The organism is Streptomyces sp. PT12, assembly GCF_003311645.1.
Taxonomy (GTDB): domain Bacteria; phylum Actinomycetota; class Actinomycetes; order Streptomycetales; family Streptomycetaceae; genus Streptomyces.
In genome coordinates, this window is sequence record NZ_QEST01000276.1 from 1 (window position 1) to 23,594 (window position 23,594).

Annotated in this window: 18 protein-coding genes and 1 pseudogene; 11 read left to right on the forward strand and 8 right to left on the reverse strand. The window is 73.8% G+C overall.

Translation table 11 applies throughout. The annotated features are described in order from the left end of the window. The 6 genes from DEH69_RS29170 to DEH69_RS29190 all read right to left on the reverse strand — a co-directional run. The coding region (locus tag DEH69_RS29170; protein WP_113690013.1) for a type I polyketide synthase at positions 1 to 3,855 on the reverse strand (3,855 nt) is incomplete at its 3' end. A gap of 217 nt (positions 3,856 to 4,072) precedes the next feature. Continuing rightward, the gene (locus tag DEH69_RS29175; protein ID WP_147255909.1) at positions 4,073 to 4,447 is read right to left on the reverse strand and encodes a hypothetical protein; all 375 of its coding nucleotides are present in this window, start codon (positions 4,445 to 4,447) and stop codon (positions 4,073 to 4,075) included. A gap of 90 nt (positions 4,448 to 4,537) precedes the next feature. Next, the gene (locus DEH69_RS29180; protein WP_113690000.1) at positions 4,538 to 4,981 is read right to left on the reverse strand and encodes a S8 family serine peptidase; all 444 of its coding nucleotides are present in this window, start codon (positions 4,979 to 4,981) and stop codon (positions 4,538 to 4,540) included. A 24-nt stretch (positions 4,982 to 5,005) separates the two neighbouring features. Next, on the reverse strand, positions 5,006 to 5,482 hold the full coding sequence (locus DEH69_RS29185; RefSeq protein ID WP_113690001.1) for a hypothetical protein: 477 nt from the start codon (positions 5,480 to 5,482) through the stop codon (positions 5,006 to 5,008). A gap of 14 nt (positions 5,483 to 5,496) precedes the next feature. Beyond that, positions 5,497 to 5,628: a hypothetical protein gene (locus tag DEH69_RS33215; RefSeq protein WP_258535042.1), complete on the reverse strand. Its 132-nt coding sequence runs from the start codon at positions 5,626 to 5,628 to the stop codon at positions 5,497 to 5,499. 139 nt (positions 5,629 to 5,767) lie between these two features. After that, positions 5,768 to 6,475 carry a helix-turn-helix domain-containing protein gene (locus DEH69_RS29190; RefSeq protein WP_220131358.1) on the reverse strand — a complete coding sequence of 236 codons (708 nt, stop codon included), beginning with the start codon at positions 6,473 to 6,475 and terminating at the stop codon, positions 5,768 to 5,770. A 172-nt stretch (positions 6,476 to 6,647) separates the two neighbouring features. Here DEH69_RS29190 and DEH69_RS29195 point away from each other — a divergent pair, with 172 nt between their 5' ends. The 3 genes from DEH69_RS29195 to DEH69_RS29205 all read left to right on the forward strand — a co-directional run bounded on the left by DEH69_RS29195 (position 6,648) and on the right by DEH69_RS29205 (position 9,869). After that, positions 6,648 to 8,174: an NCS1 family nucleobase:cation symporter-1 gene (locus DEH69_RS29195; RefSeq protein WP_113690002.1), complete on the forward strand. Its 1,527-nt coding sequence runs from the start codon at positions 6,648 to 6,650 to the stop codon at positions 8,172 to 8,174. Then, positions 8,171 to 8,923, forward strand: coding sequence for an aspartate/glutamate racemase family protein (locus DEH69_RS29200; RefSeq protein WP_113690003.1), 753 nt, complete (start codon positions 8,171 to 8,173; stop codon positions 8,921 to 8,923). The genes DEH69_RS29195 and DEH69_RS29200 overlap by 4 nt, the downstream gene beginning before the upstream one ends. 268 nt (positions 8,924 to 9,191) lie before the next feature. Continuing rightward, positions 9,192 to 9,869 carry a lytic polysaccharide monooxygenase gene (locus DEH69_RS29205; RefSeq protein WP_113690004.1) on the forward strand — a complete coding sequence of 226 codons (678 nt, stop codon included), beginning with the start codon at positions 9,192 to 9,194 and terminating at the stop codon, positions 9,867 to 9,869. Between the two features lie 474 nt (positions 9,870 to 10,343). On the opposite strand, the pseudogene DEH69_RS33725 reads toward DEH69_RS29205, so the two are convergent. Continuing rightward, positions 10,344 to 10,925: pseudogene (locus DEH69_RS33725) on the reverse strand (MFS transporter); the annotation flags it as partial. A gap of 173 nt (positions 10,926 to 11,098) precedes the next feature. Then, on the reverse strand, positions 11,099 to 14,869 hold the full coding sequence (locus tag DEH69_RS29215; protein ID WP_113690005.1) for a S8 family serine peptidase: 3,771 nt from the start codon (positions 14,867 to 14,869) through the stop codon (positions 11,099 to 11,101). A 158-nt stretch (positions 14,870 to 15,027) separates the two neighbouring features. Between DEH69_RS29215 and DEH69_RS29220 the strand changes: the two genes are divergently transcribed. The 8 genes from DEH69_RS29220 to DEH69_RS29250 all read left to right on the forward strand — a co-directional run bounded on the left by DEH69_RS29220 (position 15,028) and on the right by DEH69_RS29250 (position 23,499). Further along, positions 15,028 to 16,029 (forward strand): LuxR family transcriptional regulator, encoded by a 1,002-nt coding sequence (locus DEH69_RS29220; protein WP_113690006.1) that lies wholly within the window; start codon positions 15,028 to 15,030, stop codon positions 16,027 to 16,029. 436 nt (positions 16,030 to 16,465) lie between these two features. Then, positions 16,466 to 17,209 carry a hypothetical protein gene (locus tag DEH69_RS29225; protein WP_113690007.1) on the forward strand — a complete coding sequence of 248 codons (744 nt, stop codon included), beginning with the start codon at positions 16,466 to 16,468 and terminating at the stop codon, positions 17,207 to 17,209. Positions 17,210 to 17,503: 294 nt separating this feature from the next. Next, a complete protein-coding gene (locus DEH69_RS29230) occupies positions 17,504 to 18,667 on the forward strand; it encodes an aldose epimerase family protein (protein ID WP_113690008.1) in 1,164 nt (387 codons plus the stop codon). A 246-nt stretch (positions 18,668 to 18,913) separates the two neighbouring features. Next, entirely contained in the window at positions 18,914 to 19,066 is a 153-nt protein-coding gene (locus DEH69_RS31865; RefSeq protein ID WP_181727653.1) for a hypothetical protein, read from the forward strand. 489 nt (positions 19,067 to 19,555) lie between these two features. After that, positions 19,556 to 20,377: a LacI family DNA-binding transcriptional regulator gene (locus tag DEH69_RS29235; protein ID WP_113690009.1), complete on the forward strand. Its 822-nt coding sequence runs from the start codon at positions 19,556 to 19,558 to the stop codon at positions 20,375 to 20,377. Positions 20,378 to 20,537: 160 nt separating this feature from the next. Beyond that, entirely contained in the window at positions 20,538 to 21,785 is a 1,248-nt protein-coding gene (locus DEH69_RS29240; RefSeq protein WP_113690010.1) for a mandelate racemase/muconate lactonizing enzyme family protein, read from the forward strand. Continuing rightward, a complete protein-coding gene (locus tag DEH69_RS29245) occupies positions 21,782 to 22,708 on the forward strand; it encodes a dihydrodipicolinate synthase family protein (RefSeq protein WP_113690011.1) in 927 nt (308 codons plus the stop codon). Before DEH69_RS29240 ends, DEH69_RS29245 begins: the two co-directional genes overlap by 4 nt. Then, complete coding sequence (locus DEH69_RS29250) at positions 22,705 to 23,499, forward strand: SDR family NAD(P)-dependent oxidoreductase (RefSeq protein WP_113690012.1); 795 nt, start codon at positions 22,705 to 22,707, stop codon at positions 23,497 to 23,499. The genes DEH69_RS29245 and DEH69_RS29250 overlap by 4 nt, the downstream gene beginning before the upstream one ends. The last annotated feature ends 95 nt before the right edge of the window (positions 23,500 to 23,594 follow it).

Here is a 23,594-nt window from a genome sequence, read left to right on the forward strand (position 1 = left end):
GCCGTTGCGCCGGGCGTCCGAGAGGCGTTCCAGGACGATCATGCCCGCGCCCTCGCCCCATGTGGTGCCGTCGGCGGCGGCCGCGTACGACTTGCACCGGCCGTCCGACGCCAGCCCTCGCTGCTGCCCGAACTCCACGAACATCCCCGGCGTCGCCATCACGGTGACGCCGCCCGCGAGCGCAAGCGAGCACTCACCGGCGCGCAGGGCCTGCGCCGCCTGGTGCAGCGCGACCAGCGACGACGAGCAGGCGGTGTCGATCGTCACCGCGGGTCCTTCGAGGCCGAACGTGTAGGCGACGCGGCCCGAGGCGACGCTCGCCGTGGTGCCGGTCAGCAGATAGCCGCCGAGCCCTTCGTCGCCCTCGTGCAGCCGCGGGCCGTACTCCTGCGACATCGCGCCCACGAACACCCCGGTGCCGCTGCCGTGCAGCGCCCCCGGATCGATCCCGGCGCGCTCGAACGCCTCCCACGCGATCTGGAGCAGCACCCGCTGCTGCGGGTCCATGGCCGTGGCCTCGCGCGGGCTGATCCCGAAGAATTCCGCGTCGAACTCGGCGGCCACGTCCAGGAATCCGCCGTGCCGCGTATAGGTCTTGCCCCGCACCCCTGGCTCGGGGTCGTAGAGCGCCATCAGGTCCCAGCCGCGGTCGTCGGGGAACGGGCTGATCGCGTCGGTGCCGTCCTCGACGAGGCGCCACAGCTCCTCGGGCGATGCCGCGCCACCGGGGAAGCGGCAGGCCATGCCGACGACCACGACCGGGTCGTCGGCGTCGGCCGCCGCGACGCCACGCGCGGCGGACGCGCCCGCCGAGGCGCCCGCCGACGCGCCGTCGCCCAGGGCGAGTTCGCACAGCCGCCCGGCCAGCCGTGCCGGGCTCGGGTGGTCGTAGACGGCGCTGTCGGGCAGCGCCAGCCCGGTCGCGTCGTTGAGCGCCTGGCGGAGCTGGACCGCCAGCGTCGAGTCCATGCCGAGCTCGCGGAACGCCCGGTCGACGTCCACCGAGTCCGTGCTCAGATGGCCGAGCACCAACGCCGTACGCAGCCGCACCAGTTCGAGCGCTTCGCGCTGCCGCTGATCCTCGGGCAGCCCGGCGATCCGCTCCGCCCATGTGGCGCTTCCCCCGGGCGCCTCCGCGGGCGCCTCGTCGGGCCGCTCCTGGGGCGGCTCGGCCGCGGACCGTGCGACGGGCACGAACGCGGCCGCGCCATCGGGCCAGTGGCGCTCGCGCTGGAACGCGTAGGTGGGCAGCGGAACGCGGCGCGGCGCCCGCCCGGCGAACACCGCCGACCAGTCCACGGGCACGCCGCCCACATGCAGCTCGGCCAGGGACGCAAGCAGCAGCGGCCATGGCGCCTCGTTCCGCCGCAGCGACCCCACGACCAGCGCGTCGGGCAGCGTCTCGCGCAGCCCGAGCCGCAGCACGGGGTGCGGGCTCGACTCCACGAACGTGCCGTAGCCCTCATCGGCCATCGTCCTGAGCGTCGCCTCGAAGAGCACGGGCCTGCGGAGGTTGGCGTACCAGTAATCGGCGTCCAGGCTCGTGGTGTCGACGGCCGCCCCGGTGACCGTGGAGTAGAAGGCGATGTCGCACGCGCGCGGCTCCACCTCGGCGAGCTGGTCGAGCAGCGGCTCCCTGATGGCCTCCACATGCGGCGAGTGGGAGGCGAAGTCCACGGCAGGGACGGCCTTTGCTCGGATGCCGTCCCCCTCGCAGCGGGCCAGCAGCTCCACGACGGCCTCGGGCGTCCCCGCCACGATCGTGGTGCCGGGGCCGTTGATCGCGGCGATGCTCAGGGCCTCGCCGAAGGGGGCGATGCGCTCGGCTACCCGGTCGGCCGCGAGCGGCAGCGACGCCATCGCCCCGGTGCCCGAGAGCGACGTGATCGTCCGGCTGCGCAGCGCCACGATTCTGGCGGCGTCCGCCAGGTCGAGTGCGCCCGCGATGTGCGCCGCGGCGACCTCGCCCTGCGAGTGCCCGACGACCGCGTCGGGGCGCACGCCGAGCGACTCCCACACCCGGGCCAGCGAGACCATCACCGCGAACAGCGCGGGCTGGACGACATCCGCCCGGTCGAGCGACGGCGCGCCGGGCGCGCCGGTGAGCGCGTCGAGCAGCGACCAGTCGGTGAACGGCGCGAGCGCGGCGTGGCACGCCTCGATCGAGGCGCGGAACACCGTTGAGCCGCGCAGCAGTTCGCGCGCCATGCCCTCCCACTGCGAGCCCTGCCCCGGGAAGACGAGCGCGACCTTGCCACGGTCGCCGACGGCGCCCGTGACGAGCCCGGGGGCCTCGGTCCCGGCGCGCAGCGCCGCCAGCTGGGCGCCGTGGTCGGGCCCGAGCAGCACGGCGCGGCGCTCGAAGTGCGTGCGCGTGGCCGCGAGGGACCAGCCGATGTCGAACGCGTCGGTGCCGGACGCCTCGGTGTCCGCGGGGCGCCGGTCGGCCAGCCGCGCCGCCTGGGCGCGCAGGGCCGCGTCGGTGCGCCCGGACACCAGCCAGGGAACGAGCGGGATCTCGGGGGCGCCCTCCCGAGGCGTGTCCTCCGGCGCGTCGTCGGAGGGCGCCTCGCCGAGCACGACATGGCAGTTGGTCCCGCCCACGCCGAACGAGCTGACGCCCGCGAGCAGCGGGGCGTCGGGCCAGGGGCCCGCGGCGGTCTGGACGCGCAGGTTCAGCGCCTCGGGGTCGATGCGGGGGTTGGGCGTCTCGTAGTTGAGGCTCGCCGGGATCTCGCGGTGCCGGATGCTCAGCGCCGTCTTGATCAGCCCGACGATGCCCGCGGCGCCCTCGAGGTGGCCGACGTTGGTCTTGGCCGAGCCGACGAGGACGGGCGAGCCCGCGGGGCGCGCGCTGCCGTACGCGGCGCCCACGCCCGCCGCCTCAAGGGGGTCGCCCGTCGGGGTGCCCGTGCCGTGCAGCTCCACGTAGCGCACGCGCGCCGGGTCGACGCCCGCGTCCTGGCACGCCCGCCGCAGGACCGCGGCCTGGGCCTCGGCGCTCGGCACGGTGAGCCCTTCCGTGGCGCCGTCGTTGTTGACCGCGCTGCCGAGGATGACCCCGTACACCCGGTCGCCGTCGCGCACCGCGTGCGCGAGCGGCTTGAGCACCACGACGCCGCCGCCCTCGCCGCGGACATAGCCGTTGGCCCGCGCGTCGAACGTGAAGCAGCGCCCGTCAGGCGACAACCCGCCGAACTTGCCCGCCACTTCGGCGCTCTCGGGAGCGAAGTTGAGCGCCACGCCGCCCGCGAGCGCCAGGGTGCTCTCGCCCTTGCGCAGGCTCTCCACCGCCAGGTGCACGGCCACGAGCGACGAGGACTGCGCGGAGTCGACCGCCAGGCTGGGGCCGCGCAGGCCGAGGGCGTAGGAGACGCGGTTGGCGATGACGCCGCGGTTCAGCCCCGGCAGCGAGTGCTGAGTGACCGCGCCGCCCCGCTGGGCGAGCGCCGCGTAGTCACCCGCGATGGCCCCGACGACGACGCCCGTCGCGGTGCCGCGCAGCGTCTCGGGGACGATGCCCGCGTCCTCGAGCGCCTCCCAGGCCAGCTCGGCGAACAGCCGCTGCTGAGGGTCGATCGCCACGGCCTCGCGCGGGGAGATCCCGAAGAACGCCGCGTCGAACCCGTCCACGCGGTCGAGGAACCCTCCGTGCCGCAGCCCCGCGCGATGCCGTTCGGGCGCGTCGGGCAGCACCTCGTCCGCGTCCCAGCGCTCGGGCGGCACCTCGGTGATCGCGCTGCGCCCGGCGCGCAGCAGCTCCCAGAAGGCGCCCGCGTCGGGCGCCTGCGGGAGACGACACGACAGGCCGGTGATTGCGATGGCATCAGTACCGTGAACAAGCTCACTCGTCATGGTGCCGAGCGCCTCCCTCATCGCGCTCCGAAAACGCCGGCGTCCGGCGTTCGTCCTGAGGGACGATCGTCTGTCCCCCCGCCCGTCCCTAGCTACCCGTAAGGCCCCCTAGGGCTTGGGTTCTGACGGTCCTCGCACCACCCGCGATCCGTGGGAGTTGCGAGGACCCCTTCAACCCAAGGTCGATGGACGTCGTGCGGCCCGTGAGCGGCCCGCCCTAACGGGTCAGATAGGCGTCGAGGACCGTCTGGCGCGTCGTGTTCCCCTCCGCGTCGGAGACCTCGGCTCTGAACGAGACGGTGCCGCCGGCGGCCGGGTTGGTCACCGTCACCTCGCCGTCCACGACGGGGAGTTCGTCCCAGGTCGCGCCCCGGTCGTGGGAGACCTCGACGGACAGCGCCCCGGGGCCGCCCTCGACGGTCACCGGGACCGTGAACGCCTCTCCCGCGAGGGCGGAGCTGTCGAGCGCGAGCTCGGGGGTGAAGCGCACGACGGAGACCGGCAGGCTCGTCGGCTCATCCCCGGGCGCGTGCCCCGAGGTGAAGGAGAACGCCGTGGTCACCTCGGTGCGGCAGGTTCGCGCCGGGCTCATCGAACGCGGAGAAGCTGGTGGCGGGCCCTGTCTCGGGCCACACGAGCGTGCTGCCCAGCCGCCCCTCGGCCCAGACGCCCTGGTGGACGGTCAGCTCGGCCGTCTCGTCCTCGTCGAGATGGTCGGCAAGGCCGCGAGCGCCGCGTCGGCGGTGGCGGGACTGGACACCTGCCCCGGGCCGTCATTGCCCGCGGCGATCACAATCGGCGCGCCCGACTCGGCCGAGAGCCGGTCGACGACCTGTGCGTCCTGGGCGACCGCCCACTCCATGCCCTGGACGATCCCGGAGTCGAAGCCCCAGCCCTCGTCGTCGAGGACCCTGGCGTTCAGCAGCCGCGCCCGCGGGGCGACGCCGGAGTGGGCCCCGTCCGAGCGGGCCCCCGTGCCCGCGGCGATCGACGCGACGTGTGTGCCGTGCCCGTGGTGGTCATGGGCGTCGGGCGTGCCCGCGAAGCTGGCCTCGGCGACGACCTTGCCGCCCGCCAGGTCGGGGTGCGACGCGTCGATCCCGGTGTCGAGCACCGCGACGGTCACGCCAGTGCCGTCGAGGCCCGCCTCCTATGCCTCGGGGGCGCCGATCCTGGCAGTGCTGGTGTCGAGTTCGACGCGATGGAGCCCGTCGAGGGCCAGGGTGGCGACCCCGGGGGACTCGCCCGAGGCGAGGGCGCGCGGATCGGTCAGCGCCGCCCAGACGTCGGCGGCGTGCTCGTCGGCCACGGTCAGGGCCTCGCCGTTGACGCTCTCCAGCTCGGCCCGCACCTCGGGGGCCCGGTCGCCGAAGAGCCGCGCGGGGCGCTCGCCGTGGTAGGTGGCGATGACCGGTATGCCGTCACCGGCCGTCATCCGATACCGGGGTCGGCTCAACTCCGTTACGTCGAAGAGCTGTTGGTCGACGATCCCGCGCCGGAGCAGCGGCTCGGCATCGCTCGGCACCACAAGGACGCCGCGCTCGGTGCGGCGGACCGAGAAGGCCACGCGTTCCCGGCCCTCGCCGCACGTCACCGACGCCACCTCGCCGTCGGGGCCGAGCAGCACCCGGTCCCCGGTGATCAGGGGGATGCCCGCGGCCTCCCCCGTGCCCCGGCGTCCGGCGCGGGTTCGGCCCCCGCGGTCGGGGGGATGGTGATCAGGCTGGCCACCACGGCGAACGAGGCGGCCGCGACCTGCACGTATCTGTTCATGCGGCGGGAGCCTATGCCGGAAGAAGCCCCGCTGAACGGCGACGCGAGAAGTCCCGTTCTCGATGGCCAGGATCAGGTCAACTTCGGCCGCCCCGGCCCGTCCCAGGGGTGCGGGCGGGCGGCGCTGAGCGGTGGATGCTCAGCGGTGGATGATGAGCCAGGTGGCCACGGCCGTCGCCGTCGGTGACCTGTTGCTGATGATGTGCGGCCTGCGGCACGGGTAGGTGATCGAGTCGCCCGCGCGGAGGGTGACCGTCTCGGCGTCGAACTCGATGGTCAGCTCGCCCTGGGTGACGGTCCCCACCTCGTGGCCCTCGTGCTTGAGGAACTGCCGGTGCGCGTTCGACACGGACCCGGGCGGATAGGTCGACTCGAAGAACTCGACGTCGGGCACGGGGGCGGGGGACAGGCGGCGGAAGACGACGCCGCCGTCGAGGAAGACGGGGGCGACCTCCCACGAGCGGCGAATCACGACGGGCCCGGGCTCGCCACCGTCCGCCCCCGCCCCCGCTGCCGTCGCCGCCCCCGCGTCCGTTTCCTTCGCCGAGGCGTCGAAGACGGCGGCGAGGGGGACGTCGAGCGCGGTCACGATGGCGATGAGGCGGCTGACCGAGGGGCGCAGCGCGCCCCGCTCGATCTGGGAGACCGCGCTGGCCGAGATCCCCAGCTCGCGCGCCAGGGCGCGCAGCGACTTCCCCGAGCCGAGCCGCAGCTCGCGCAGCCGCGCGCCGAGGCGTTCGTTGCTCACGGCCTCGACCTCCGCGCGCCCCGGCTCGGGCGCGCCGGTCTCCGGCACCGGCGCGCCCGAGCCGGTCGCGGCGGCGGGCTTCGACATCCAGGCGGTCACGGCTGAGCCCCCAATGGCGACACATCGTTTACGTAGCCGAAAAACATCCCGGAGTGTGAAGCGATAGCTTCACGAACACCGTCAAGCGATGGCTTCACGGGCCCGCCCCACACTCCACCGCCACGCTACTCCAGCTTCCGCACGAGCTTCCTCACGACGCCATGGAGCTGTCATGACCGAACACCTGGAAGCGCCCGCCCGCCGGGCCGGGCCGACCGCATCGGACGACCGGCCGCCCTACGACCCCAGCCTGACCAACGAGGACCTGGCGCCCGTCGAACGGCAGAGCTGGTCCTCGTACAACATCTTCGCGTTCTGGATGTCCGACGTGCACAGCGTCGGCGGCTATGTCACCGCGGGCAGCCTGTTCGCGCTCGGCCTGGCCAGCTGGCAGGTGCTGTTCGCGCTCGTGGCGGGCATCCTCATCGTCCAGGTGTTCTGCAACCTCGTCGCCAAGCCGAGTCAGGTCACGGGCGTTCCCTATCCGGTCATCAACCGGGCGGTCTTCGGCGTGCGCGGCGCCAACATCCCCGCCGTCATCCGCGGCGCGATCGCGATCGCCTGGTACGGCGTGCAGACCTACCTCGCGTCGCAGTCGTTGCTCATCATCTTCATGAAGTTCTGGCCCGACTGGTCCGCCTCGCTCAACGACACGACGCTCTTCGGCCTCTCGCCGCTCGGCTACCTCTGCTACGCCATCCTCTGGGTCGCCCAGGCCGCCGTCTTCTGGCGCGGCATGGAGTCGATCCGCCGATTCATCGACTGGGCGGGCCCCGCCGTCTATGTCGTCATGATCGTGCTCGCCGTCTACCTGGTCAGCCGCGCCGGGTGGGAGAACATCAGCCTCAACCTCTCCCAGGGCGACTCCCTCGACCTCGGCGCCTCCATCCCCGTCATGCTGAGCGCCATCGCCCTCGTCGTGTCCTACTTCTCAGGGCCCATGCTCAACTTCGGCGACTTCGCGCGCTACGGAAGGTCGTTCACCGCGGTCAAGCGCGGCAACCTCCTCGGCCTCCCGGTGAACTTTCTCTTCTTCTCCCTCCTCACGGTCATCACCGCGTCGGCCACCGTGCCGGTCTTCGGCGAGCTGATCACCGACCCGATCCACACCGTCGAGCGCATCGACACGACGTTCGCGATCCTCCTCGGCGGGCTGACGTTCGTCATCGCGACCATCGGCATCAACATAGTCGCCAACTTCATCTCCCCGGCCTTCGACTTCTCCAACGTCAGCCCCCAGAGGATCAGTTGGCGCGCCGGTGGCATGATCGCCGCGGTCGGCTCGGTGCTGCTGACCCCCTGGAACTGGTACAGCGACCCCGACGCCATCCACTACACCCTCGGCCTGCTGGGCGCCCTCATAGGCCCGCTGTTCGGCATCCTGATCGCGGGCTACTACGTCATCAGCCACCAACGCGTCGACGTCCACGCCCTGTTCACCCGCGACCCCGACGCCCGCTACTGGTTCAGGGGCGGCGTCAACCCGAACGCGCTGTGGGCGACGGTCGCCAGCGGCGTTCCCGCGATCGCCTCCGTGCTCGTCCCCAAGCTGCTGCTCGACCTCGGCCTCACCACGGCCGACCTGACGGAGATCTCCGACTACAGCTGGTTCATCGGCTGCGCCCTCGGCTTTGTGACGTTCATGGCGCTCGAACGGCGCTCGCCGCGGATCGTCCCTCCGGAGGTGCCCGCCCCGTGAAGCGCGTCCGCGTCATCAACCCCAACACCAGCCGCGCCATGACCGAGAGCATCGGCCGCAGGGCCAGGGCGGTGGCGGCGCCATCGACCGAGATCACGGCCGTGAACCCGGCGATGGGGCCCGAGTCGATCGAGAGCCACTACGACGAGGCCCTGGCCGTGCCCGGCGTGCTCGCCGAGGTCGCCGCGGGGGAGAAGGGCGGGGCGGACGGCCACGTCATCGCCTGCTTCGGCGACCCCGGGCTCGACGCGGCGCGCGAGGTGGCCATAGGCCCCGTCGTCGGGATCGCCGAGGCGGCGATGCACCTGGCCACCCTCGTCGGGCGCGGCTTCAGCGTGGTCACCACCCTCTCCCGAACGGCGGGGCGCACCTGGGACCTCGCCAGGCACTACGGCTTCGAGCGGGCGTGCCTCGGCGTGCACGCGTGCGAGATCCCCGTGCTCGACCTCGACGACCCGTCCCCCGAAACGGTGAAGGCGCTCACCGAGGCGTGCCGCGAGGCCGTCGCCCGCGACCGGTGCGACGCCGTCGTGCTCGGCTGCGCGGGAATGGCCCCCCTGGCCCCCGCGCTCGCCCAGAGCGTCGCCGCGCGCGTCGTCGACGGGGTGGCGGCCGCGGTGAAGCTCGTCGAGTCGCTGCTGGCCCTCGACCTGCGGACCGCCAAGGACGGCGCGTACGCGGCCCCGACCCCCAAGCGCTACGCGGGCCCGCTCACCCCGTTCGGCCGCCGCGGCGCCACCACCCCCTGAACGCGCCCCGCCTCAAGGCGCGCCACCCGGTCGGCCGCGGCGATCACCTCGGACCGGTGCGTGACCGCGAGCACCGTCCCGGCCGCAGCGCCCTGGCCAGGGCCACCCGCCTGGCTGGCCAAGGACCCCGGCAGCACCACGGAACCGGGTGGGTTCCGCCCGATAGGGATTGAACGTTTCAATTCCCATGCGCCCGGGGAACATTCAGAGTTGGGAGCGCTCCCAATCCGATGAGAACCACCCCCCACCTCCTGGACGAGGAGACGCAGTGTTGACGCTTCGACACGATCGCACCGCCGCGCGCGGCTGGACATCGCGCGCCCTGCTGGCGGTCCTGGCCGCCGCCGTTCTTCTGGTGACTCCGTGGTCCAGCCCCGCGGCCACCGCCCATGGCTCGACCGCGGACCCCGTCTCCCGCAACTACGGCTGCTGGCAGCGCTGGGGCAGCGACTTCCAGAACCCGGCCATGGAGCAGGAAGACCCCATGTGCTGGCAGGCGTGGCAGCACGACACCAATGCCATGTGGAACTGGAACGGCCTCTACCGCGAGGGCACGGGCGGCGACTTCCAGGCGTTCATCCCCGACAACCAGCTGTGCAGCGCCGGGCAGACGGGCGACGGCCGGTACGACTCGCTGGACACGCCGGGTGCCTGGAAGACGTCGCAGATCGACAACAACTTCACGGTCGACGTCGTCGACCAGGCGTATCACGGGGCCGACTACCTCGAGGTCTATGTGACGCGGCAGGGCTACGACGCCGAGACGGACGCCCTTGACTGGGCCGACCTGGAGCAGGTGGCCTCGACGGACCGTTACGCGCCCGCGGGCAACTACACCGTGGACGTCAGCGCGCCGGGCCGCACCGGGCACCACGTGGTCTACACGATCTGGAAGGCCTCGCACGCCGACCAGATCTACTTCCTGTGCAGCGATGTGACCTTCTGACCCGGCTCCCCACCGGCCCCGCCCGCGCGCTTCCCCCGGCGCGCGGGCGGGGCCCTCTCGTGGAGCGGCCGGGCGCGGCGCGGTCTCAGCCGCCGCTCCCCGCCCCTCGCCTGGCCCCGCTCCCCGCTCCCCGCTCCCCGCTCCCCGCCTCGCCACGACGACGGCGACCAGGACCGCGGCGAGGGCGGCGAGACCCGCGCCCACCCCGGCGTATATCCGCAGCCCCTGCGCGACGGCCTCGTGCACCGCGTCGAGGAGCGCCCGACCGCCCGTGTCGAGCCGTTCCGCCGCGCCGACGCCCTCGTGGACGCTGGCGCGCGCGGCGGCCACGGCCGTCTCGGGGACCTCGGGCGCGAGGTCGTCCGGCAGCGCGGCCCGGTAGGCGAGGGTTCCCACCGCGCCCCCGGCCGCCACGCCGAGCGCGGTGCCCAGCTCGCCGCTGACCTCCTGGGCCGCCGCGGCCGATCCCGTCTGCTCGGCTGGCGCCCCCGAGATGATCAGGTCGCTGATCAGGGCGGTCCCGGCCCCCTGCCCGAGGGCGGTGACGGAGAGGGCGCCGATGAGCAGCGCCAGCGGGGTGTCGGGGTCGGCGAGCGCGAGCAGCAGCGCCATGCCGAGCGCGGCGACTACGAGACCGGCCACGATGACGGCGGCCTGACGCAGGCGCGCGCTCAGGGCGGGCGCGAGCATCGCCCCGACGACGTTCAGCACGATGTAGGGCAGCGTCCACAGCCCGGCGCGTAGCGGGGACAGGCCGATGGCCCACTGGAGGTACTGGGTGAAGAGGTAGAACGTCCCGACGACGCCGACGCCGACGAGCAGCAGCGTCGCCAACGACGCGCCGACCCGGGGGTCGGCGAGCAGCCCGAGGTCGAACAGCGGTGCGCGCAGGCGGCGTTGGCGGTGGACGAACGCGGCGAGCAGGAGGATCCCGGCGCCCGTAACCGCGAGGTTCTGGCCGAGGGCTCCGGCGTCCTGGGCCCCTGACTCCTGCCCCGCGGCGATCTCCTGCAATCCGTGGACCACGCCGAGGATGCCCGCCACGGAGAGCGCCACGCTGGGCCCGCCCGCGGGTGCGGGGCGGAAGGCCGCCCCCGCGCGGCCGGAAACCGACGCCGTGGTACAGCCCGGGCGCGCCCGGGGACGCCCCGGCGCGCCCGGGGCCCCCTCCCGTGGGAGGCGGGGACCCCGGGCGGCAACGGCCGCCGCCCGACGGGCCGTTGCCCGCGTCAGCCCCGGTGCAGATACGCGCGCTCGACGACCTGCTCGACCTCGTTCCCCGCCGCGTCCGTCGCCGTGACGCGCAGCGTCACATACGCGTCGTCGCGGATCCTGGAGGGTCGTTCGAGCGTGGCGTCGAAGGCGTTGCCGCCCGTGGCGCGGACCCGGGTGGCGGCCGCGAACGTGGCCCCGTCGTCGTACGACACCTCGACCCGCACCCGCACGCCGCGCGGCGCCGCGAGCCCGTCCTGGTGGCGGACCGTCAGGCCGATGGTGTGGCGGCGCCCTTCGCGCACCGCGTTGTGCGCGTCCGCGCCGACCGCGTAGTCGACCTGGAGCAGCGGCAACGGCGTCGGCTCCTCCGCGGTGTCCGAGCGGAACGACCACGAGGTGCGGGTCCTGGTGCCGAAGCCCCACTCCGCCGGGTCACGCTCGGTCGCCAGGTCGAGACGGAAGTCGCCGGGCCCCGCGGGAACGGCCAGGTCCGCGAACCCGCCGCTGGCGGCGCCCACCTCGGTGCCGTCGCGGGTCAGCGTCAACGAGCCGGTGCCGGGCGCCCAGTGCCCCGCGGTCGAGTCGGTCAGCCCCGGGATCGCGAGCCGCACCGTGTCGCCGTCCCGCACCGATGGCGTCGCCGTCCCCCGCGGGATCGAGGGCCGCGTGAGAGCCCCGAACCAGCGCTCCGAACGGCTGTCGTCGGACCGGTAGGTGCGCGGCGCCTCGCGCGTCGCGAAGTCGATGATCGGGAAGTCCGTCAGCCACGGCACGGCGTCGTGCGCGAACTTCTGCCACACCGTGTCACCCGAGCTGACGTACTCGGTCCTGGTGGTGCCGAGCGGCATCTGCCGCGGCGGGTCCACCAAGACCGCCCGCTGGTAGGGGCGCCACGCCACATGGTGGGACGTGCCCCAGCCCGATCCGGCACCGGGGTCGTGGTAGGTGGCGCGCACCCGCGCGGTGTTGCGGTCCGTGACCGTGTGCACGACCCGGTCGGGGACGCCACCCGCCACCACCTGCATGAGGTCGTAGAGGTAGGGGCTCTCCTTTGTGGTCCTCAACACCAGTGCGGTGGAACGGCGTTCGGCCCGTTCGAGCAGCGCGTCGGCCTCGTCGGCGCTGATCCGCAGCACCGGCACGGCGAACCGCTCGCCCACGGGCCGCCACGTCGTCCACGCCGTCGAGCCCTCGGCGGCCACGAGCACCACGCCCGCGGCCCCGGCGTCGGCCGCCGCCCGCGCCAGCTCCGCGTAGTCGCCCTGGTCGCCTTCGAGCACGGCGAGCTTGCCGCGCGCCCCGCGGAAGCGGGGCTCGTCGACCGGGCCCGCGTCCACCACGGCAAGCTGCTCCCGCGCGTCGAACAGCGGCGACTGGCCCAGGTAGTACGGGTCGATGTCCACCTCGCGTGCCCCCCGCACCTCCGCCGTCACCAGCGGAGCGGTGAGCTGCCACCGCGCCGTGAACTCGAACTCGCCCCGTGTCACCTGCTCGGAGGGGGAGATCCACAGCCGCGCCTGGCCGATCGGGTACTGCACGGAGTGGGACCAGCTGCGCCCCTCGATCTCCCGGTAGGTCCCGAACGTCAGCCATGTGCGTTGCTCGGCGGGCTCGGGCGTGCGGACCTCGACGGGCGTCGTCTCGCTCAGGTCGAGCGTGACCTCGGTGTCCTCGGTGACGTTCACCTCGGGCAGGTAGGCCATCCGGTACTCGGGCAGGCTCTCGGCGTCCAGGTTCTCCGCGAAGGTCGCGAAGACGTGCACGCCCTCGGGCACCAGCGCGGTCGGCGGCGACGTACTGGTGTCGTAGGTCGCGAAGCCCTCGGGGCCCCAGATCAGCGGCAGGTCCCACGGCAGCGGCTCGCCATCCACCCCGATCACCCGTGGGGTGACACGGTGCACCGGCGCCGAGACCACCAGGCTCACCGTGGTATGCGCGACGACCTCGCCGCCCTCGCCGGTCGCGGTGACATAGCCGTAGTAGCCGCCGTATGCCACACCCTCGGGGTCGGGGCGCACCGTCACCTCCTCGCTCGCGCCGGGCGCCACGGTGATCGTGTCGGCGTCCAACACGGCCGCGTCGGCGGGAAGTTCACGCCCGCCCGAGGTGGCGAGCGCGATGCCGAGACCCAGGGTGACCGGCTCGTCGGAGCCATTGGTCCAACGCAGCGTGACCGGCTCGGCGTCGGCCGCGCCCTCGTCGGGCGCGAAGGTGCCGAGCGAGGCGGTGCCGGTCGCCGTCACCCGCGCGTTGACCGCGGCGCCGACATCGATCCGGCCGCCGCCCTGCTCGGTCACCCGGGTGTCGGCGATCGTCTCCGACGTGCTGATCAGCGCGTCCTTCAGCCGCTCCGCCGACCACTCGGGGTGCGCCTGGGCAAGCAGCGCCGCCGCGCCCGCGACATGCGGCGTCGCCATCGAGGTGCCATCGGCCCCGGTGTACAGGGAGTCCACGGGGGCGCCCATCGAGGTGCCGGAGGCGCGGGCCGCGACAATGCCGACCCCCGGGGCGGTGACATCGGGCTTGACGGCGCCGTCGCGCGGGCGCGGGCCGCGGCTTGAGAAGTCGGCGAGCGCGTCCTCGCGGTCCACGGCGCCGACCGTCAGCGCCGCGTCGGCGGATCCGGGCGAGCCGACCGAACCGTCCCCGGCCGCACCGTTGTTGCCCGCGGCGACCACGAACAGCGCTCCGCTGCTCGCCGTCAACTCGTTCAGCGCCAGGGCCACGGGGTCGAGCCCATCGGTGCCCGCGTCGTCGCCGAGGCTGAGGTTGACAACGTCGGCGCCCTCGTCGACCGCCCACTCCATGCCCGCGATCACCGAGGAGTCGCTGCCGTAGCCGTCGTCGCCGAGCACCTTGCCGACGATGAGGTCGGCCTCGGGCGCGACGCCGCGCCGCGCGCCGTCCGAGCCCGCGCCGCTGCCCGCGACCGTCGCCGCCACATGGGTGCCATGGCCGAACGCGTCGTGCGTGCCGTCGCTCGACGAGAAGTTCGCGGACCGGGAGATCCGCCCCGCCAGGTCGGGGTGTTCGGCGTCCGCGCCCGTGTCGAGCACCGCGACCGTGACGCCGCTGCCGTCGAGCCCGGCCGACCACGCGGCGGGCGCGTTGATCTGGCCCGTGCTGCGGTCGAGCGACGCGCTCACCCGCCCGTCCAGCCAGACCCGGGGCGTGGCGGCCGCCTCGGCCACGCCCACGCGCTCGCCCTCGGGGACCAACTCCGCCCAGAAGTCGTCGAGTTCGTCGGCCGCGATCCGCACCGACGTCGCGTCGATGCTGGCCAGGTCGCGCCGTGGCGCGCCCTCGTCGTGCAGCTCGGCCAAGGAGTCCACCGCGCGTGCCGACACGCCCGAGGGGCGCGTGAGGATCAGCGGCAACGCGTCGGAGCGCGCCGCGTCGTAGCCCTGCGCGATCAGCCCGCTCACATCGAAAAGCCGGGGGTCGAGTGCCCCCGTGGCCACCAAGGGCCAGGCGTCCGACGGCATCACGGTCAGCGCGCCGTCCACCTCCCGCACCTGGAAGGCGATGTCATCGCGCCCCGGCCCGGGCCGCGCCTGGGCGACCTGACGGCCGTCGCCGGTCGGTGAGACCAGCACCGTGTCACCGGTCACCAGCCGCACGGTCGCGCTCGGCCCGCCCGCGCCAGCCGCGCCAGCCGTGCCCGCCGATCCAGCCGGGGCGTCTGGGCCGTCTGGCCCGTTCGCGGCGGCCGGTGCCGTCATGCCCGCGGCGATCAGGAGCGCCGCGGTGATCAGCGTCGTCGGACGCCGTCGTGACCATCTCATGTGCTTCGTACCTCCAGGGAGGCAGCATCGGCCGGTCCTCACGGCGGTGTCACGCGTTCTCGTTGTCGCAGTAGTGACATGTCGCCACTGCGACACCCCGCCGTGGGACATCGGTGATAATTGCGGCGGGAGGGGGAGTTGGGGCACAGGAGGGCACCATGCTGGAGGCGGCAGGGCTGAGCGGCGACGAGGAGGCCGTGTACCGGCTGCTGGTCGCGGTCGAGAGCGCGACCCCCGACGACGCGGCGGGGCGCACCGGGCTCAACGCCGACTACGTCGAGCGCGTGCTCTCCGCCCTCGAACGCAAGGGCCTGGTCAGCCGCGTGGGCCGCGAGCCGCTCGCGTTCGCCGCCAGCCCGCCCGACGTCGCCCTGCTCCCGCGCCTCAAGCGGCAGACCGACGCCCTCGACCAGGCCCGAGCCGCCATGTCCGACCTGGCCGACATCTACCGCGGCGCCAGGCGCCGCCGCGACGCCGGGCAGCTCATCGAGGTCATCACGGGCGCCGAGACGCTTCGCCGCCACCTGCGGCAGCTCCAGGGCGGCGCGCGCCACGAGATGCTGTGGTTCTGCAAGGCGCAGTACGTCGCGATGCCCTCAGGCAGCAACACCGACGAGTACCGGGCGCTGGCCCGCGGTGTGCGGTACCGGGTGCTGTACGAGCGGGCGTTCTTCGAGGAGCCCGGCGCCGTGGCGAACGTCGTGCGGGGCGTGCGCGCGGGCGAGGCCGCGCGCGCCGTTCCCCAACTCCCCCTGCGCATGGCCGTCGTGGACCGCTCACTGGCGATCTGCCCCCTGGTGTCGGGCGGCCCGCACGGCAGCGAGGAGGAGGTGACGGTCGCCATCCTGCGCGGCAGCAGCCTGCTCGACGCGCTGATCGCCCTCTTCGAACGCTACTGGGAGGACGGCGTGCCCCTGCGGGTCAGCGCGTCGGGCGAGGTCACCGGCACCGAGGGCGTCGGCGTGGACGAGCCGTTGACGGCCGGTGACCAGCACCTGCTGTCGCTGCTCGTGGCCGGGGTGTCCGACAAGGCGATAGCCAGCCAGCTCCAGCTCAGCCGACGCACGGTGCAGCGCCGGGTCCAGCACCTGATGAGCCTGACGGGCGCGGCGAACCGCATGCAGCTCGCCTGGCAGGCCGCCCGCCGCGGCCTCATCTGACCGGCGCGGCGCGGCGGGGGGGGGAGCGGGGGGGAGCGGGGGGAGCGCGCGGATCGCCGTGCTCCGCGACCGCGTGCGTGTGCCGTCGCTGCCTCGCTCGTGTCGGTGCGCGATGGGAGGATCCGAGTATGAAGGGCGACGTGTTCGGCTTCCATGTGCCCCGGGTGTGCCGGGTCCGCGGCGGGAGCGACGGGGGCGCTTCGGCGGATGAGCCGCCTCTCCGCCTCGAACTCCCGGATGGTGCCGACTTCGCGTGGGCCTTGCGGTGGACGGCCGAGGCGTCCGCGTCCGGGGACAATCGACTTGTCGCCATGTGCGGTGAGTTGGCCTCGTGGCTTTTCTCGCCTGACGACCAGCGGGAAGCGCGACCGCGGACGGCGTCATCGATGCCGCCCCCGACGGTCAGTGGGATGCCTCGGACGCTCCGGACACCGCCGTGTGCGCGGCCCGACTTCTGCTGGAGACGGACGCGGAGGCCAACTGGAGCCGGGTCGAGGCGTTCACCGCCACCGACGCGGATCTCGGCCGCCGCTTGGCCGAGACCTGCGCCAGGGCCCACACCGACAGGCGGATCGAGGAGGGGCTGAGTGAGGCGCGCCTCTCGGACCTGTATCTGTGGCTCAGCACCCTGTATGTCCCCGAGGAGGACGAGCCGCGCCTTGGAGTGGGCGTGGTGAGCCCGGCCGACCAGGCGCGGAGGTGGAGGGACGGGCTGCTTCACGCGCTGAGCCGACGCGCCAGCGCAGAAGCGGTGCGGGAGCTGCGACGCCTGGCGGACCGACACCCGGAGAGGTTGTCCATCGGGGCAGGCGATCGTACGGACATTCTTGTCGAGGCCCCACCCTCTCCCGGCAACGACCTCGACGGCGCATCGAGGACCTCGGTGAAGCTCGTCATCGAGGTCAAGGGCGCCTGGAACAGAGACGTTCTCGTGGCCCAAGAGGATCAGCTGGCGCGGAGATACCTGCCTGAGGCGAGGGCGGACGTCGGTATCTACCTCGTCGGCTGGTACCCGATCGACCTCTGGGATGCCCCGAGCGACGACCGCAGGTCGGTGGCGAAGAGGCTGGCCCCCGAGGTGCTGCTGGCCACGCTCGAGCAGCAGGCAGCGCGCCTCTCCCTGGCCGGATCGGTGCGCCTTCGGCCCATGCTGATCACCGTTCCGCGACCGCATAAGTGAGCCGTCGCGGCGCCGTGGCCCGCCATCAGCGGCGGCGCCTGCCGCGCCGCGGGCCCGTCGCACCCGGCCAGCCGCGCGGCCAGCGACGGGGTCTTGACGGCTCGTCACCCCTGTCACTAGGTTCGCCCCGTACTTCGAACCATGTTCGACATTCCGCACGGGGCGCGGTGATGTCCATGGGTTCCTGGAGCTCCGACGTCCCCGGCCCGTCCTGAGCCTGGCGTTCTCGAGGCGCGGGCTGATCCGTCATGTTCGTGTCCGACCCATCCCTCTGTCCGAAGGAGCCGCCGGATCATGAGTACCGACAGGCGCGCCATCCTGGCCACGGGCGCGACGGGCCTCGCCGCCGCGGTCACCGGAGTGCCCGACGCGGCCGCGGCCTCGCCCTCGGGCGGCGGGCACGGCGACGAGCCGCCGCGGAGCGAGCCGTTCGGCGCGCTGCCCGACGGCACCCGGGTCGAACGCTGGACGCTCGCCCGCGGCGGCACCCTCATCAAGGTGCTCAGCTACGGCGGCATCGTGCAGACCCTGGAGATACCCGACCGCAGCGGGCGCGCCGTCAACGTCTCGCTCGGCTTCGCCACCCTCGACCCCTATCTGGCGGCCACGACCTACTTCGGCGCGCTGATAGGCCGTTACGGCAACCGCATCGCCGAAGGCCGCTTCACCCTGGACGGGACGGCGTATCAACTGCCGGTCAACGACGGCCCCAACAGCCTGCACGGCGGCGACCAGGGCTTCGACAAGCGCGTGTGGGAGATCACCCCCGAGGGCCCCGCCTCCCTGGTACTGCGCCGGGTGAGCCCCGACGGCGAGATGGGCTACCCGGGAACGCTGGACGTCACGGTCGTCTACACGCTCACCGACGACGGCGACTTCCGCATCGACTACCGGGCGACGACCGACGCCCCGACCGTGGTGAACCTCACCAACCACACCTATTTCAACCTCGCGGGCGAGGGCTCGGGCACCGTCCTCGACCACCGCCTTGAGATCGACGCCTCCCGCTACACGCCGGTGGGGGAGACCCTGATCCCGACCGGCGAGCTGGCCCCGGTGCGGGGCACGCCGTTCGACTTCCGCCGCGCCAAGCCCGTGGGTCAGGACATCCGCGAGGACCACGAGCAGCTGCTGCACGGGCGCGGCTTCGACCACAACTTCGTGCTCGACAAGGGGATCACGGCAAGGCCGCGGCACTTCGCCAGCCTCCACGACCCGTCGTCGGGGCGGGCGATGTCGGTGGCGACGACCGAGCCCGGCGTGCAGTTCTACAGCGGGAACTTCCTCGACGGCGGGCTTGTCGGCACCTCGGGCCGCGTCTACCGGCAGGGCGACGGCCTGTGCCTCGAGACCCAGCACTTCCCCGACTCGCCCAACCAGCCCGCGTTCCCCAGCACCGTGCTGCGCCCCGGCGAGACCTACCGGTCCACGACGATCCACCGCTTCGCCGCCCACTGAGCGCGGGTCGCGGCCCGGGGCCGGTGGACCCGGGCCGCGGGTCGCGCCCTCAGGCGTGGGCGACCGGCTCGATCTCGACCAGCGGCTCGGGGAACGCCGGGGGGTGCCATTGCCCGCTTCACTGGCTGTCTGTACAGTCAACGCGTGCGACGGCACGGGCACCGCGCGGTGCGCGTTCCGGCGTTCCGCGCACCACCTGGCACGAGCGAACCGTCGATCTGACCGATGCAACCAGGAGGCAGCACCATGTCCGAGTCCCGGCGTTCCCGCGGAGTGCGCGCGAGCGCGGTGGTCGTCGGCGCGAGCAGCGCGTCGGCCGAGCAGCGCGGCGCATCGGCGGGCTGCTCTGTCGAGGTCTCCTACGAGGGCCGCTGGATCAAGGTCAAGGTGGATTGCTGAGCGTTGCCAGGGCCACCAACGCGCCCGGCGGGGGGAGGCGCGCGGCGAGGCGATCGCGGGGGACAGGGCCATGTGCCCCACAGCTGTCGGCGGTCCGGCCCCGGAGGGGGGAGCCGGGTATCCGAACGCCACCCGGCCCCGGCTCGGGCGGGACCGCCGACCTCCGCCCGGCGCGGCGGGACGGCCAGGGCGGGCCGAAGGCTCCGTGCAGGGTCTTCGGCCCTGCCGGACTCCAGCTCGGTCATCGCGGCCACGATGTCGTCGAGGGGTAGGTCGCCGCGACGCGGACGCGGAGGCGGCCGTCCGCGACGCGCGACGACGGTGGCCGGGCCGTAACGGTCGAACTGAACGGCTCAGGCGAGCGCGGACGGACCCGGGGGCTTCCCGGGGGCCTCCACGAAACGGAAGCGGAACCACATGTCCGCTCAGCGTCGAGAAGATCCGGAAGTGGGCCGGATGTCACGCCCGCCGCGGCGGAGATGAGTCCCGATGCGCTCAGACGCTGGTCGCAACCGGGAGAGGCTGCTGGACTCGGCAGCCCGGCTCTTCGCGGCCAGGGGCCGCGGCGTGCGGGCCGGGGGGCTCCGCGGGGACCTCACGTTCGGCGACTTACCCGCCCTGGTGTGCGGGGTCACGTCGACGATGCACTTCAAGCCCGGCGCGACCAAGCGGACCGGGCGCGTCACCATGCAGGATGCCGCGGACCGGGCCGGGGTGTCCCTGGCCACAGCCTCCTTCGCCATCAACGGCAAGGAGACCACCAAGGTCTCCGCCGCCACGCGCGACCCCATCCTGGCCGTGGCGGCCGAGTTGGGCTACCGGCCCAACGCCATGGCGCACGGCCTCAGCAGGGCGAGCACGTCGTTCATCGGCCTGATCACCGACTCCATCGCCACGACCCCGTTCGCCGGTGAGCTGATCCGCGGGGCGCAGGACGCGGCGCGGGAGCGCGACCATGTGCTCCTCATCGCCAACACCGAGAACGACCCGAGGGCCGTCCGCGACGCGGTGACCATGATGCTGGACCACCAGGTCCGCGGCGTCGTCCACTCCACGTGGTACCACCGGCTGGTCAGGCGCCCGGCAGGGCTCGACGGCGTACCGCTCGTGCTCGCCAACTGCTACACGGGCCGCAACGAGGTCCAGGCGTTCGTCCCCGACGAGGTCGCGGGCGGCCGTTCGGCCACGGCCCTCCTGCTCGAACGCGGCCACCGGCGCGTCGCGTTCGTCAACAGCGACCGGCCCGCGCCGCACCCTGGTCGACTGCCCCGTGGTGGTCAGGCGTTCGGTGTAGCCGGACGGCCGGTCTAGCCGAACGGTCGGTGGAGCCGGACGGTCGGGGTAGCCGGGCCGCGTGCCGGGCTCACTGCGCGATGCTGTGCCGTTGCCTATCCATACCTTGCATGTCGCTTGCAGCATATGGGACTCTGTGGCTCATTGAACTGCCGCGCGTCGACGGGACGGTACTGCGATGCACATCGCTGAGGTGCGGGCCTATGTGCTCAAGCTCGCGCACGACCAGGTCTACCTGGGGCGGCTCGACGACGGCAGCGAGCTGACCGAGGACCGCGGCTATGTGGTGCGCGCGCCCTGGCGCAGCCTGTACGCCTCCCGGTTCGAGACCCTGCTGGTCGCGATCACGGCCTCGGACGGGACCACGGGCTGGGGCGAGGCGCTGGCCCCCGTCGGGCCCGAGATCCCGGCCGAGATCGTCGGCCGCCTGCTGCGCCCCACCCTCATCGGCGCCCGCGTCGGCGGCGTGCGCCCCGCGTGGCACCGGCTGCGTGACCTGATGCGCGAACGCGGCCACCTCACGGGCCACCAGGCCGACGCGCTGGCCGCGGTCGACATCGCCCTGTGGGACCTGCTGGGCAGGCAACGCGGCGTGCCCGTCGCCGAGTTGCTTGGCGGCGCCTTCCGCGGCACGGTGCCCGCGTATGTCTCGGGGCTGCCCGCCGACACCGACGGGGCCAGGGCCGCCCTCGCCGCCGACTGGGCCGCGCGGGGCGTCACCCTGATCAAGCTCCACCTGGGCAGGGGAGTGCGGGAGGACCTGGCCACGGTGGACGCCGTGCTCGCGGCCGACGAGCGGCTGGGGGTGGCCGTGGACGCGCACTGGGCGTATGGCGTCTCGGACGCCGCCCGCCTGGGAGCCGCGCTGCAACGGCGCGAGCGCGTCGCGTTCCTCGAGGCGCCCCTGGCCCCCGAGGACGTGGAGGGCCACCGCGAGCTGCAACGAAGGCTCGACCTGCCGGTCGCCATCGGCGAAACCCTGCGCAACGCCTACGAGTTCCGCCACTGGCTCGACCGCAGGGCGCTCCGCGTCGCGCAGCCCGACGTGGCCCGCACGGGCTTGACCGAGGCCCTGTCGATCGCCGAGCTGGCCGCGGCCCACCATGTGCCCGTCGCCCCGCATCACTCGGTCGGCCTCGGGGTGGCCACCGCCGCGGGGCTCCACCTGGCCGCCGCGCTGCCCGACATGCCGTACTTCGAGTACCAGCCGACCACGTGGGAGGCGGCCAGCCGCGTGCTGCGCGCCCCGCTCGCCGGTACCCCGGGCGCCGGGCTGCCGCTGCCCGACGGCCCGGGGCTCGGGGTCGACGTCGACGAGGACTTCGTCCTGCGCAACGCCACCGCCTATCCCTCGGCCCACCCCTCCGTCCCCCCTTCCGTCCCCCCTTCCGTCCACCCCTCCGCCGATCCCTCGGAGAACCGATGAGCAATGTCGTCCGCGGACTCGTGCCGGTCCTCGCCACCCCGTTCCAGCCCGATGGGGCTCTCGACCTGCCCTCCCTGCGCACCCTTACCGAGTTCCAGCTCGACGCGGGGGCCGAGGGCGTCGCCGTGTTCGGCATGGCGAGCGAGGGCTTCGCCCTGACGGCCCAGGACCGGGAGGCGATCCTTCGCGAGGTCACCGCCGTGGTCGCGGGCGCCGTCCCCGTGGTGGCGGGCGTCGGCGCGACCAGCCTGGCCACCGCGCTGGAGCAGGCCGGGCAGGCGCTGACCCGCGGCGCGAGCGCCCTGATGGTCCTGCCCCCCTTCCTCGCCAAGCCGTCCCCGGGCCAACTCGTCGAGTTCTACGGGGCGTTGGGCGAGGCCACCGGGGGCTCGCTGATGGTGCAGGACGCGGCGGCCACCACCGGGGTGCCCATGCCGGTGCCGCTGCTCGCCGAGCTGGGCGGGCTGCCGGGCGTGGACTCGGTGAAGATCGAGTCCTCGCCCACGCCGACCAAGTGCGCGGCCATGGTCGCCGCCGCGCCCGGCGGCTTCGACGTGCTCGGCGGGCAGAACGCCCTGTTCCTGCTCGACGAGCTGGCCGCGGGCAGCGTGGGCACCATGCCCGCCTGCGAGTTCACCGACCTGCTGCGCGTCGTCCTCGACGACGCCGCGGCGGGCCACGACGAGCGGGCGCAGGCGGGGTTCGAGCGTCTGCTGCCGCTCATCCGCTACGGCATGCAGCCGGGCCTCGCCTGGGCCGTACACAAGGAGGTGCTGGTGGAGCGCGGTCTGATCGCCTCGGCCACCGTGCGGCTGCCCGCCGCGGCGCTGCCGCGCTCGGCCGCCGCGGGGCTGCGGAGGATCCTCGCCCGCCTGGCGCTGCCCCCGGTGGGCGCGAGGCAGCTGGCGGGCGGTGGGGCGTGACATCGGCCGAACGCGGCGCGTTGGTCGTCGGGGCCACCTCCCCGATCGGCCTGGCGATCGGCCGGGCGCTCGCCGCCGACGGCGTCGCTGTCGCCGGATGCGGCCTCGAGCCGGGCCCGCCCGAGGAACGCGCGCACCCGTTCGCGCACCCCTTCGCGCACTACACGGCGGCCGACTGCGCGCGCCCCGAGGGCGCCGAGGCGGCGGTGGCGGCCGCCCTCGGCGCGCTGGGGCGGCTCGACATCCTCGTCCTGGCCGCCGCCGCGATGCCGGTGGCCCGCGCGGGGGACACGACCGAACGGCAGTGGCGGCTCGCCAAGGAGGCCACCCTTGACACCGCTTTCTACCCGGTCAGGGCCGCCCTGCCCCACCTCGGCCCCGGATCCGCGATCACCGCCGTCACCTCGGTCAACGCCTTCCTCGCCGCGCCGGGGCTCCCCGGGTACGCGGCGGCCAAGGCGGGAGTCGAGGGCCTGGTGCGGCAGTTGGCGCTCGACTACGGGCCCGCGGGGATCCGGGTGAACGCGGTGGCCCCCGGCATGATCGGCGACGGCGCGGGCGGCCCCGCGCTGCCCCGGGTGACCGAGGGCTACCCGCTGGGCAGGATCGGCCGCCCCGACGAGGTCGCGGCGGCGGTCGCCTTCCTCTCATCGCCCGCCGCCTCGTTCATCACCGGCACCGTGCTCCCCGTGGACGGCGGCCTGTCCATCTCGTCCCCCGCGGCCTGGCTGCGCCCCGACCTGCGAGCGAGGTTCCTGCGTGTCTCCCCGCCGGAGGCCCCGGGCGAGTGAGCGGCCCACCCGAACAGGGCTTGTCCGCGGCCCCGTTCTCCCCCAGACTCCGTCCGGGAGGTGCCCCCACCCCAGACTCCGTCCGGGAGGTGCCC

Coding starts and splice junctions, on each gene's coding strand:
- DEH69_RS31865 (WP_181727653.1), top strand. CDS start 18,914: ATGTCCGAGTCCCGGCGTTCCCGCGGAGTGCGCGCGAGCGCGGTGGTC.
- DEH69_RS29235 (WP_113690009.1), top strand. CDS start 19,556: ATGCGCTCAGACGCTGGTCGCAACCGGGAGAGGCTGCTGGACTCGGCA.
- DEH69_RS29215 (WP_113690005.1), bottom strand. CDS start 14,869: ATGAGATGGTCACGACGGCGTCCGACGACGCTGATCACCGCGGCGCTC.
- DEH69_RS33215 (WP_258535042.1), bottom strand. CDS start 5,628: ATGAACAGATACGTGCAGGTCGCGGCCGCCTCGTTCGCCGTGGTGGCC.
- DEH69_RS29175 (WP_147255909.1), bottom strand. CDS start 4,447: ATGAGCCCGGCGCGAACCTGCCGCACCGAGGTGACCACGGCGTTCTCC.
- DEH69_RS29240 (WP_113690010.1), top strand. CDS start 20,538: ATGCACATCGCTGAGGTGCGGGCCTATGTGCTCAAGCTCGCGCACGAC.
- DEH69_RS29220 (WP_113690006.1), top strand. CDS start 15,028: ATGCTGGAGGCGGCAGGGCTGAGCGGCGACGAGGAGGCCGTGTACCGG.
- DEH69_RS29230 (WP_113690008.1), top strand. CDS start 17,504: ATGAGTACCGACAGGCGCGCCATCCTGGCCACGGGCGCGACGGGCCTC.
- DEH69_RS29195 (WP_113690002.1), top strand. CDS start 6,648: ATGACCGAACACCTGGAAGCGCCCGCCCGCCGGGCCGGGCCGACCGCA.
- DEH69_RS29245 (WP_113690011.1), top strand. CDS start 21,782: ATGAGCAATGTCGTCCGCGGACTCGTGCCGGTCCTCGCCACCCCGTTC.